14 protein-coding genes are annotated in these 11996 nt (G+C 52.7%); all 14 read right to left on the reverse strand.

Annotated features, from left to right (window positions below; genetic code table 11):
- Positions 1–72 precede the first annotated feature (72 nt).
- The 14 genes from atpD to E1757_RS26890 all read right to left on the reverse strand — a co-directional run bounded on the left by atpD (position 73) and on the right by E1757_RS26890 (position 11966).
- Positions 73–1482: a F0F1 ATP synthase subunit beta gene (gene atpD, locus E1757_RS26825; RefSeq protein ID WP_246079547.1), complete on the reverse strand. Its 1410-nt coding sequence runs from the start codon at positions 1480–1482 to the stop codon at positions 73–75.
- Between the two features lie 61 nt (positions 1483–1543).
- Complete coding sequence (gene atpG / locus E1757_RS26830; RefSeq protein WP_133234007.1) at positions 1544–2401, reverse strand: ATP synthase F1 subunit gamma; 858 nt, start codon at positions 2399–2401, stop codon at positions 1544–1546.
- A 153-nt stretch (positions 2402–2554) separates the two neighbouring features.
- Entirely contained in the window at positions 2555–4069 is a 1515-nt protein-coding gene (atpA, locus tag E1757_RS26835) for a F0F1 ATP synthase subunit alpha (RefSeq protein WP_133234009.1), read from the reverse strand.
- 17 nt (positions 4070–4086) lie between these two features.
- On the reverse strand, positions 4087–4638 hold the full coding sequence (locus tag E1757_RS26840; RefSeq protein ID WP_133234011.1) for a F0F1 ATP synthase subunit delta: 552 nt from the start codon (positions 4636–4638) through the stop codon (positions 4087–4089).
- A complete protein-coding gene (gene atpF, locus E1757_RS26845; protein ID WP_133234013.1) occupies positions 4635–5120 on the reverse strand; it encodes a F0F1 ATP synthase subunit B in 486 nt (161 codons plus the stop codon). The genes E1757_RS26840 and atpF overlap by 4 nt, the downstream gene beginning before the upstream one ends.
- 78 nt (positions 5121–5198) lie before the next feature.
- Positions 5199–5423: a F0F1 ATP synthase subunit C gene (atpE, locus tag E1757_RS26850; protein WP_028550954.1), complete on the reverse strand. Its 225-nt coding sequence runs from the start codon at positions 5421–5423 to the stop codon at positions 5199–5201.
- Between the two features lie 76 nt (positions 5424–5499).
- Complete coding sequence (gene atpB, locus E1757_RS26855) at positions 5500–6201, reverse strand: F0F1 ATP synthase subunit A (protein ID WP_133234015.1); 702 nt, start codon at positions 6199–6201, stop codon at positions 5500–5502.
- Between the two features lie 33 nt (positions 6202–6234).
- Entirely contained in the window at positions 6235–6630 is a 396-nt protein-coding gene (locus E1757_RS26860) for an ATP synthase subunit I (protein WP_133234017.1), read from the reverse strand.
- On the reverse strand, positions 6630–6851 hold the full coding sequence (locus E1757_RS26865; protein WP_133234019.1) for an AtpZ/AtpI family protein: 222 nt from the start codon (positions 6849–6851) through the stop codon (positions 6630–6632). Before E1757_RS26865 ends, E1757_RS26860 begins: the two co-directional genes overlap by 1 nt.
- Positions 6852–7025: 174 nt before the next feature.
- Entirely contained in the window at positions 7026–8174 is a 1149-nt protein-coding gene (gene wecB / locus E1757_RS26870; RefSeq protein ID WP_281282538.1) for a non-hydrolyzing UDP-N-acetylglucosamine 2-epimerase, read from the reverse strand.
- A gap of 54 nt (positions 8175–8228) precedes the next feature.
- Complete coding sequence (gene upp / locus E1757_RS26875; RefSeq protein ID WP_133234021.1) at positions 8229–8858, reverse strand: uracil phosphoribosyltransferase; 630 nt, start codon at positions 8856–8858, stop codon at positions 8229–8231.
- Positions 8859–8998: 140 nt separating this feature from the next.
- Positions 8999–9850 (reverse strand): DUF72 domain-containing protein, encoded by an 852-nt coding sequence (locus E1757_RS26880; RefSeq protein WP_133234023.1) that lies wholly within the window; start codon positions 9848–9850, stop codon positions 8999–9001.
- Between the two features lie 147 nt (positions 9851–9997).
- Positions 9998–11245, reverse strand: a complete 1248-nt coding sequence (gene glyA / locus E1757_RS26885; protein WP_133234025.1) for a serine hydroxymethyltransferase — start codon at positions 11243–11245, stop codon at positions 9998–10000.
- A gap of 73 nt (positions 11246–11318) precedes the next feature.
- Positions 11319–11966 carry a TIGR01440 family protein gene (locus E1757_RS26890; RefSeq protein ID WP_133234027.1) on the reverse strand — a complete coding sequence of 216 codons (648 nt, stop codon included), beginning with the start codon at positions 11964–11966 and terminating at the stop codon, positions 11319–11321.
- Positions 11967–11996: the final 30 nt, after the last annotated feature.

Below are 11996 nucleotides of genomic sequence, written 5' to 3' on the forward strand. Positions count from 1 at the left end.
TTTCCAGACAGAAAGCCGACTTCGAAAATTCGCCGGACATTCGCACCAAATGTCCGGCAACTAGTGACCAAATTACAAAGTTTTCGCCTTTTCGATCGCTTGCTCAATCGTTCCTACGTTATGGAACGCAGGCTCAGGAAGGTTGTCGTGCTTACCTTCAAGAATTTCCTTAAAGCTGCGAACCGTTTCTTTAACCGGTACGTACAGCCCTGGAATACCGTTGAACGCCTCGGCAACGTGAAGCGGCTGGGACAAGAACAATTGAATCCGTCTTGCGCGAACGACGACCAGCTTATCTTCCTCGGACAACTCGTCCATACCGAGAATCGCGATGATATCCAGCAATTCTTTATAACGCTGCAAAATTCTTTTTACGCCTTGAGCTACATTATAATGCTCTTCGCCAAGAATTTCCGGTGTTAAAATCCGGGAAGAAGACGCCAACGGATCGACCGCCGGGAAAATACCCATGGCCGCGATGCTCCGCTCCAAGTTCGTCGTTGCATCCAAGTGAGCGAACGCTGTAGCCGGAGCCGGATCCGTATAGTCATCCGCAGGTACGTAGATCGCTTGGATCGACGTTACGGAGCCTTTTTTCGTGGAAGTGATACGCTCTTGCAATTGACCCATCTCGGTCGCCAACGTCGGTTGATAACCAACCGCGGAAGGCATACGGCCCAAGAGGGCTGATACTTCGGAGCCCGCTTGTGTAAACCGGAAAATGTTATCGATCAGCAGAAGCACGTCGCGGCCTTCTTCATCACGGAAATATTCCGCCATCGTCAAGCCTGTCAAAGCTACACGAAGACGAGCGCCCGGAGGCTCGTTCATTTGACCGAACACCATCGCCGTTTTGTCGATAACGCCGGACTCTTTCATCTCGTGGTACAAGTCGTTACCTTCACGCGTTCTCTCGCCAACGCCGGCAAATACGGAAATACCGCCGAGCTCGGAAGCAACGTTGTGAATCAACTCTTGCAATGTAACGGTTTTACCTACACCCGCGCCTCCGAACAGACCGATTTTACCGCCTTTAACGTAAGGAGCCATCAAATCGATAACTTTAATGCCTGTTTCCAGAATTTCAACCTGCGTCGACAAGTTTTCGAACGAAGGAGCAGGCTTATGAATCGGGCTTGTTACAGCGCGGTCCACTTCATTATTTCCATCGATCGGATCGCCAAGTACGTTAAATACGCGTCCTAATGTAGCCTCGCCTACGGGCACGGAAATCGCCGCGCCTGTATCTACCGCTTCCGTTCCACGAACCAAACCGTCCGTGGTGGACATAGCAACGCAACGAACCAAGTTGTCGCCCAGGTGAACGGCAGCTTCAACAGTCAGTTGAATGTCCAGTTCGCCAGCTTTTTCGGCTTTTTTCTCAATTTTAATCGCATTTAAAATTTCAGGGAGATGTCCACGGTCGAACTCGACGTCGACAACCGGACCTGTAATATTCACAACGCGTCCTATGTTGCTCACTGCTTTCTCCTCCTTCAGGTTTTGCTTCAGCATAAGTTGCTGTATAAGCTGTTGCGGAGTGTTACGACTGCGCGTTCGCGCCAGCCACGATCTCCGAAATTTCTTGCGTGATGGATGCTTGACGGGCACGGTTGTAAACCAATGTCAGCGTTCCGATCATCTTCGTCGCATTTTTGGTTGCATTGCTCATTGCCGTCATCCTTGCGCCAAACTCACTTGCTTTGCCTTCCAGTACCGCGCTGTAGATCAAAGTCTCTGCATACTTGGGCAGCAGCACTTCCAGCACGCCCTCAGGCGATGGCTCGTACTCGTAATTCGATATGGCTGCGCCGCTCATATCTTCCATCGGCAAAAGCTGCTTGATCGTCGGTTCCTGGGAGATCGCATTGATAAATCGGTTATAAACCAAATACAGCTTATCGTAAGAACCGTCCTCGAAGTTTTTCACTGCGGAAGCAGCGACTGCTTTAATATCCGAGAAGGTAGGCGAATCGGAAAGACCGACAACTTCATCCACAATTGCAATATTGCGGTTGCGGAAAAAGTCCCTGCCTTTACGCCCGATGACAAAAATCGCATACTCGTTCGGCGATTTGTGGTTTTCTTTAATTTCCTGCATCACTCTGCGCAGTACGTTGGAGTTGTAACCGCCCGCCAGACCGCGGTCTGAAGTAACGATAAGATACCCCGTCTTCTTCACCTCGCGGGTTTGCAGCATCGGGTGCTTCACACCTTTGCTGCCGGCAGCGATACTGCCTACAACTTCTTTCAGCTTATCCGCATAAGGGCGCGCCGCTTCTGCCGCTACCTGCGCCCTTCTCAGCTTCGACGCCGCGACCATTTCCATCGCTTTCGTAATTTGCTTTGTGTTTTGTACGGACTTAATCTGGCGTTTAATTTCGCGCATTCCTTTTGCCATGCATGCTCACCTCTCTCTCGAAGCTTTCCCGTTTCAGGAAAAAGCCTTCACTCGAAAAGCCTGTTAAACGGCTTACAGCCGGGTCGTTCACTATATGAACCTCGAACTTCTCAGCAGAGAAGTCCGAGGTCAATTTATTTTATATGACGCTGATTATGCGGATGTTGCGAAGCTCTTCTGGAACTGCGCGATCGCATCCTTCAATGCATTTTCGTTATCTGCAGTCAGATCGTTCGTATCGCGAATGCTTTGCAAAATTTCCGGACGGTTGGAATCGAGGAACGCCAGGAACTCGGACTCGAAACGGCCGATGTCCTGTACGGGCAATTCGTCCAAATGGCCTCTAACTACCGTGTAGATGGAGACAACCTGCTTCTCAACGGACAGCGGTTGATGAACGCCCTGCTTCAAGATTTCCAGCGTGCGCAGACCGCGGTTCAAGCGGGTTTGCGTCGCCTTGTCCAAGTCGGAACCGAACGCTGCGAAAGCGGCGAGTTCGCGATATTGGGCCAAGTCGGTTTTCAGCGTACCGGCCACCTTTTTCATCGCTTTGATTTGCGCGGAGCTACCTACCCGGGATACGGAGATACCGACGTTAACCGCCGGACGTTGACCGGAATAGAACAGGTCGGACTCCAGGAAGATCTGTCCGTCCGTGATGGAGATTACGTTCGTCGGAATATAGGCGGATACGTCGCCGGCTTGGGTTTCGATGAACGGAAGAGCCGTCATCGATCCGCCGCCAAGCGCATCGCTCAGCTTCGCGGAACGCTCCAGCAAACGGGAGTGCAAGTAGAAAACGTCCCCTGGATAAGCTTCCCGGCCCGGTGGACGGCGAAGCAGCAACGACAGCTCGCGGTATGCAGCCGCTTGCTTGGTCAAGTCATCATAGATGATGAGCACATGCTCGCCCTTGTACATGAAATATTCGCCCATTGCGCAGCCGGCGTAAGGTGCAAGCCACAGCAAAGGAGCAGGCTCGGAAGCACTCGCCGTAACGACGATCGTGTAATCCATCGCGCCTGCGCGGCGAAGGGTTTCCACCACGTTAACAACGGTGGATTGCTTTTGACCGATCGCAACGTAAATACATTTTACGCCGTTGCCTTTTTGGTTGATGATCGTATCGATCGCGATTGCGGTTTTACCTGTTTGACGGTCGCCGATGATCAGCTCGCGTTGACCGCGGCCGATCGGAATCATCGCGTCAATCGCTTTAATCCCGGTTTGCATCGGCTCATGAACCGATTTACGGGCCATAACGCCAGGCGCCGGGGATTCAACCGGACGGGAGTTCGCCGTGTTGATCGGACCTTTGCCGTCAACCGGTTGACCGAGCGGATTGACGACGCGGCCGATCAGCTCTTCGCCTACCGGAACCTCGACGATGCGGCCGGTACGTTTAACCTGGTCGCCTTCGCGAATGTCCGTGTAAGGTCCCAAAATAACGATACCGACGTTGCTTTCCTCCAAGTTAAAGGCATAGCCCAGAACGCCGTTGGGAAACTCGAGAAGCTCCCCCGCCATAACATTCTCCAAGCCGTGTGCACGGGCAACCCCGTCACCGACGGTAATAACCGTTCCAACATCCACGACTTGAATGTCGGATTTATATTGTTCGATCTGCTGTTTAATCAGCGTACTGATTTCTTCCGGTTTGATACTCAACTTTCCCTCACCCCTATCTACAGTGCTTGAGATTGATTCAACGTTTTTTCCAGCCGCTCAAGCTTACCGGACAAGCTGCCGTCGTACAGACGGTCGCCTATGCGGACTTTGACGCCGCCGAGCAAACTTTTATCGAGAACCGACACGACACGGATTTGTTTACCTGTCAATTGACCGAATGTCACCGAAATCTGATTAAGCTCCGCCTCCGACAATTCCACCGGCGTATATACGATCGCCTGTGCTTGACCGAGCGCTTCGCTGGCAATCGCGACGTAATAATTCACGAGCGCATCCAGCAGCTCCTCTCTGCCTTTTTCGACAAGAAGCTGCAGCGTGTTGAACGTAATGTCCGAAAGCTTGCCTTCGAAAACGTTGTTCAGCAGCGTTTTTTTGGTGTCGATGCCGAGCCCCGGATGCTTGATTAATTTCTCGAAGTCCGTATTTTCCTGCAAAACAAAAACTACGGTTTTCAGTTCCTCTTCGACCGCAGCGATGCTATTTTGTTCCTTGGCGAGTTCAAACAACGCTCTCGCGTATCTTTTGGCTACAATCGTATCCTGGCTCATTGGTTGCCTCCTACCTCTTTCAGGTAATGCTCAACCAACTGTTCCTGGGATTTTTCATCAATTTGCTTCTCGATAATTTTGGAGGCGATCAGCACGGACATCGCGCTGACTTGGCTGCGCAGGGCGGCGACCGCCTTGTTTTTCTCCGTTTCGATATCGCGAATCGCCGCTTCTTTCACGCGGTTCGCTTCTTCACGGGCAGCTGCGACAATCTCGTCCGCCTGCTTGGTGCTTGTTTGTTTTGCCTGCTCAATGATGTCATGCGCTTCTTTACGGGTTTGCTGAAGAGCTTGCTTTTGCTCCTCTAACAGCTGTTCCGATTGCTTACGGTTATTTTCAGCCGATTCAATTTGATCCTTCACCAATTGTCTGCGCTTTTCCATCATGCCAAACAAAGGACCGAACGCAAATTTTTGCAGCAAAAGATACAAGATCAAAAAGGCTATGATTTGAATAAAAAACGTTGTCCATTCAATATGCAAGTAACGTCACTCCCTTCTGATAACGTAGGCAAAACGAAGGCGTGGAGGCATTTGTGGCCATCCCCGCCAAACGACTTCTTAAGCTTGGCCCATCAAGATGAACGCAAGAACCAACGCAACGACCGGCATTGCCTCTACCAGACCTACCCCGATAAACATCGTCGTTTGCAAAGTACCGCGAAGCTCAGGCTGACGGGAAATACCTTCCAAAGCGCGACCTACGATCAAACCGTTACCGATACCTGCACCAAGTGCTCCCAAACCAAATACGATTGCTGCTGCTACTAATGCTAAAGCTCCCATTGAGAAAATCCTCCCTTAATTTTGAAAAGTTTTTATTTTGATTGTCTCGAGACTACCCGAGGTAAGTCTTGCTTTTTTAGTGGCCCTCTTCTTCGTGGACCAGCGTTTGCGATATATAAACCATCGTCAGCATCGTAAAGACGAATGCTTGAATCGCACCTACGAACACACTGAAGCCCTGCCATACAAATAGAGGCGCAATTCCGAACCAGCCTGCCCCCAAGATGACAGAAATCATTATTTCACCTGCGTAAATATTTCCGTAAAGACGGAAAGCGAGCGTCAGCGGTTTGGAGACCACTTCAATTAAATGCAGCGGGAGCATAGCTCCTTTATACTCGAAGTAATGCGCAAAATAATGCTTCGTATTACGGGTGATGCCCAAGTAATGACTCAGCCCGATAACGATAATGGTCAATGCTGCGGTGACCGCAATATCCGCCGTTGGTGATTTCCACCAGGCAACGTGATCCTCTGTGACGATCGAGAACGGAAGCCCGAGCATATTGCCGATAAAAATATACATGATAAGCGTCATACCCAATGCAATAAACGGTTTGCCGTACTTAGATCCAATAGTGCTGCCGACAATGCCTTCCACAAACTCTACGACCCATTCCATAAAGTTTTGCAGCTTGGACGGATTGGTTACAGATCCTTTACTAGCCCCGGATATAGCAAGTATCAACACGAAAATACTGGTCACCGCGATCATAAGAAGTGCAGACAGATCGAAGTGGAGCCCGAATAACTCTATCCCCGGTACATGATGTTCCATGTTTTCCATTTTCACCCCTTTCCGCAAATGGATTTACTTGTTGGATCTTTTAATAGAAATAATACCCAATACGAGTGTTGCCAATTGAGCGAAAAAGTATCCCGCAACGGTTGTTGCTAATGCGACATGCTGCGGATACCGGACTGCAACTAAACCGGCCAGGCCGGCAATTGCCGCTCTTGTCAAAAAACCTATGCCGGCTTGACGAGGAGGCTTTTGCTCAGACGGCGCTGCAATGACTTTTTCGGACAGCTTGCGGATTTTCCAGGCAAGGTATCTCGCGTTGATCATGCTGGCCGCCGACCCCAACATCAATCCTGCCAAATAAGGCCGATAATCGACAAAAATTGCCCATACGGCCAAGCAAAAGGATAGGAAGAAAAGAAAAACATTTTGAACCGTTTTCAGATGGGCCGAAAGATCGTTCATTATAGCCCTCCGTACTGCTTGATCATGAAATAAATAGTGATAATAGCTGATGCAAGCCCCAGCAGGAAACCTCCCAAGAGCCACAATTGTCCGCCTAACATCCCGCTTAACCAATCGCCCAGCCAATATCCGGCCAGCAGACATACGACGAGGTCGATCCCGATAGCGCTCGTCAGTGCGGCAGCTCGCCATGGATTATCATTGCGGTCAGGCTGTTTCATAGGCACCCTCCTGAGAATCCTCACTTATTGTAACGAAGCGATGCGAGTTTTGTCAATTGTGGTTCTTTCCAAACAACTGTGTGTGAAAATCTCAAAAATCCCGCCAAATCAACGTTTTTTACCCTTTCAAACCAAACAGTTCAACTGTACGCTGTGACGTTTGTCATAGGATTGTCACGGTTGGAACGGTTCCGGTCTTGATCCGCCTCGCCCAAAATGGTAAAGGATGGCTTGAACGATCCGTTCGGACGCTTTTCCGTCCCCGTACGGATTCGCCGACCGGCTCATTTTTTCGTACAAGGCCGTATCGGTCAGCAGCGCGCGAGCGCGTTGGTACACATGATCCTCATCGGTACCTACAAGCTCCAACGTCCCTGCATCGATCCCTTCGGGCCGCTCGGTCGTCTCCCGCAGCACCAGTACCGGAACGCCGAACGACGGCGCTTCTTCCTGCAGTCCCCCGGAATCGGTCAAAATCATGTACGTATGTGGGTACAAATTGTGCAAATCGACGACGTCCATCGGTTCGATCAGCTTAATGCGCGGATGGCCGTCCAAATATTCGTAGGCCGGACCTTTCACGGCCGGGCTCGGGTGGACCGGGTACACGATCGCGATGTCTTCATGCTCGTCGGCCAGCCGCTTCACCGCGCGGAATATTTGCCGATGAGGCTCGCCCTGCGATTCCCGGCGGTGCGCGGTCATCAGGATCAGGCGCTTGCCCTTCGCCCATTCAAGCACCGGATGCGAATAATCGTCCCGAACCGTGTAGGACAGCAGGTCGACGGCTGTATTGCCTGTTATGTAAATATTGGCTTCGGGCTTGTTTTCCTTTAGAAGATTGTCAGCCGATAAAGACGTTGGCGCAAAGTGCAGATCGCTCATCACGCCGGTCAGCTGGCGGTTCATCTCTTCCGGATACGGGGACAGCTTGTTCCAGGTGCGGAGCCCCGCTTCCACGTGGCCGATTTTGATTTGCTGCATAAATGCGGCATAGCTCGCGAGAAACGTCGTCGACGTATCCCCGTGAACGAGGATCAAATCCGGTTTCGCTTCTTTCAGAACCGGATCCAGGCCCTGCAAAACGCGAACCGAAACTTCGCTTAAGGTTTGCCCGTCCTTCATGACGTCCAGATCGTACTGCGGCTTAATTTCAAAAAATTCAAGCACTGTATCGAGCAACTGTCTATGCTGCGCCGTAACGCAGACGATCGATTCGATCTGCTCCGGATGCTTTTCCAGCTCTTTCACAAGCGGAGCCATTTTGGTCGCTTCCGGACGGGTGCCGAAGATGGTAACAACTTTTAGTTTAGGCTGATTCAAAACGCTTTTCCCCCTTTTTTTCAATTGGCCAGGACAACAGGTCGTCCTGCCAGGCTACTTGGTGCCGAACAAGCGGTCTCCCGCATCGCCCAGACCAGGTATAATATATCCGTGGTCGTCCAAATAATCGTCGATGGCCGCTACGTAAATATCGACGTCCGGATGCTCTTTTTGTACAGCTTGTATGCCTTCCGGCGCGGCGATCAGGCACATCAGCTTCATCTGCGTGCAGTTTCGCGCTTTCAGTGCGGCGATTGCGGCATTGGCGGAACCGCCCGTTGCCAGCATCGGGTCAATCACGATCAGCTCCCGCTCCTGCACATCGGTAGGCAGCTTGGCGTAGTATTCAACCGGCGCCAGCGTCACCGGATCGCGATACAATCCGATATGTCCGACTTTGGCTGCCGGCACGAGCTGCAAAATCCCGTCCACCATGCCAAGACCGGCGCGCAATATCGGGATCAGCCCGAGCATGCGGCCCGAAATCACCTTGCACTCGGCGGTTGCGACAGGCGTCTGAACCTGTACCTTCTGCAGGGGAATATCTCTTGTAATCTCGTAAGCCATTAAAGTGGCCACCTCGTCAACGAGCTCGCGGAAATCCTTGGTCGTTGTGTTGGCATCCCTTATGTAGGTAAGCTTATGCTGAATCAACGGATGGTCACATACAAATACTTTTCCCATAATACCTTCCCCTTTACGCCAAATCCTGTCTATTATACCACAGTTGTCCGATGTTATCCTAGCCGGTTTTAACCGTCCGGACAGGCGCCGCGGCGCCCGGATGGAGCCGTTCATGCAACCTTTGCTGCGGGCAACCCGACTTATTCAAATAGCTCGAGCTGGCGCGGAGCAAAAGGTTCGGGCTGCATGCCCAGCAGCTCCATCAATTGTTTGGCGTTAGCAGCCGCATCGCCGCCCGAATTATTGTTAAAGATGACCGCAATCTGTCCGGTCTGTTCATTCAGCCGCAGCAGCCGGTCTCTCCACTCCGCAAGCTCATCCCGGCTGTAGCGGTACAAGTAGCGTGTCGCCCGCCAGTCGGGGCTGCCGTTCTGATTCCAGCCGGCCGCATTTCGGCCGTGCATCCGCACGACCGTCTGCTCGACGCTGGTCGGAACGAGCACGGTCGGGACCGAGCCGACGCCGGCTTGAGGCTCGTCGCATATGCTGTGAATCCACGCCTCCCGTTTCATAAAATCAAGCGTCTTCTCCCGCGTATCCTCCGCAAACCAGCTTTGGTTCCGGAACTCAAGCGCAACGGGATAATCCCGCATCCGCTCCCTGACGCCGCGCAGTATGTCCACATTGCTGCGCGTGCAATCAAACCACGGCGGATATTGAAACAGCACGTTTCGTAACTTCCCGCTTTCAAGCACGGGCCGGATCGAATCGCAAAAAGCCCGGTACATCGCATCGTCGTCAGCGAACGGATTTTTTCCTCTCAGATGGCCGGTCATCCCTTGATATGCTTTGATAATAAAGGAAAAATGATCGGCCGTATCATCCACCCAACGGCTGTACGTCTTCTCCTGCTGCACCGCATAAAAGGAGCTGTCCACCTCGACAATGGAAAAGTGCCTGCCATATATCTTCAATTTGCTCTCCGGCTTGACGGCGCCTTTCTCATAGAGCCCGTCATGATCTCCCCATCCTGCCAAACCTACCGATATCATTGCCACACCTGCCTTTATAACCAAGGATATACGACTGCGCCGTCTAAATGGACAAGCGCGTTTGTCAAAGGATTGTACGAAGCAAAGTCATAGTTCGATAACTTAAAAAAGAGCCGGCGCGCATGCGCCGGCCCGTATCGTCCGTTCTCAGTAGCTCAAACCGGGATACAGCGGAAATTGAGCGGTCAAATCCTTGACCATGCCGCGCACTTTCTCGTGGACGGTTGTGTCGGACGGATTCTTTAAGGTTAAAGCAATAATTTGGGCGATCACCTTCATCGCCGCCTGATCCATGCCGCGGGACGTCGCAGCCGGTGTGCCGATGCGGATACCGCTTGTAATCATCGGCTTGGCAGGATCAAACGGAATCGCGTTTTTGTTTACGGTCACGCCTACTTCATCAAGCAGATGCTCGGCATCTTTACCGGTGATGTTCAGGCTGCGCAAATCGATCAGCATCAGATGGTTGTCGGTGCCGCCGGATACAAGGTTGACGCCTTCCGCCATTAACGCCTCGGACAGCGCTTTTGCGTTATTTACGACGTTTTGCGCGTAGGTTTTAAATTCAGGCTGCAGCGCTTCGCCGAAGGAAACGGCCTTGGCCGCGATAATGTGCATCAACGGTCCGCCTTGGGAACCGGGGAACACGGCCTTGTCGATCGCGGCCGCCCACGGCTTGCGGCACAGGATCATGCCGCCGCGCGGTCCGCGCAGCGTCTTATGCGTCGTTGTCGTTACAAAATGCGCATGAGGCACCGGATTCGGATGCAAGCCTGCGGCAACAAGACCGGCGATATGGGCCATATCGACCATGAACAAGGCGCCTACATCATTGGCGATGGAAGCCAACGCTTCGAAATCGATCGTACGCGGATAAGCGCTCGCTCCGGCTACGATCAGGCGCGGCTTGTGTTTGAACGCGGCTTTGCGCACATCGTTGTAATCGATGCGTGCGTCGCTCTCGCTAACGCCATAAGCAACGAAGTTATATAAAATACCGGATGCATTCACAGGGCTTCCGTGAGTCAAGTGGCCGCCGTGCGCCAGGTTCATGCCCAGCACGGTGTCGCCGGGGTTCAGCGCAGCCAAATAGACGGCCATGTTCGCTTGCGCGCCCGAATGCGGCTGTACGTTCGCATGTTCGGCACCAAACAATTCCTTGGCGCGGTCGCGGGCGATATCTTCAACGATATCGACATATTCGCAGCCGCCGTAGTAACGCTTGCCCGGATAGCCCTCGGCATATTTATTCGTCAGAACAGTACCCATAGCCTGCAATACAGCTTGGCTGACAAAATTTTCGGATGCGATCAATTCGATTTTATCGCGTTGGCGGCCGATCTCCAGATTCATGGCCTCAACGATTTTTGGGTCTTGTTTACGCAGTTGCTCCACAATAAATTCCTCCTTGGATTAAGCTTGTTATATGAATGTTCATATTGAAAATGAATCCGTCCATCGGCTGCCGTCAGCTGCAGCTGTCCGCGCCTGGGACGCCGGTTTGATCCGGATGGAGCTTCAGTTCCTCCGTCGTCGTCGCATAAACGGCGCGCGCGCCGCCGATCAGCTTCGGTCGGGTATAGGCCATCTGTACGGACGCCTCGCCGATCAGCCGGATCGTCGGCCGTACCGGTACAGCGACCGGCTTCAGATGCATGCCGATCAGAGTGCCCCCGATATCGATTCCGGCATGCGCCTGGATCGATTCGACCACACACGCGTCCGGCAGCTTTTTATACGCATAGGACGCCATGGAACCGCCGGCCCGCGGCACCGGAATAACCGCTACCTCCTCCAGTCGGTATTCCCGCATCGCCGCCCGCTCCACGACCAGAGCCCGGTTCAAATGCTCGCAGCATTGATAGGCCGGGTAAAAGCCGATCTCGCCGCGGACAGCCTCGACAGCGGCAAACAGATGCGCGGCCACCTCCTCGGTACCGGAGGTGCCGATATGACGTCCCAGCACTTCGCTCGTGCTCGTTCCAATCACCACAAGCTGCCCCGCCTTAAGTCTTCCGGCGGCTGCCAGCTCGCGCAGCACCTGTTCGGCTGCGGGCCTTATCCGGCCCAAGTCGACCGATACGTCCGGATCGGCGGGCCGTTCTGTCTGACTCATGGGTTTCACCTCTTTCATCGGGCGTCCCGA

Source organism: Paenibacillus piri (genome assembly GCF_004354045.1).
In the GTDB taxonomy this organism is placed as follows: Bacteria; Bacillota; Bacilli; order Paenibacillales; family NBRC-103111; genus Paenibacillus_S; species Paenibacillus_S piri.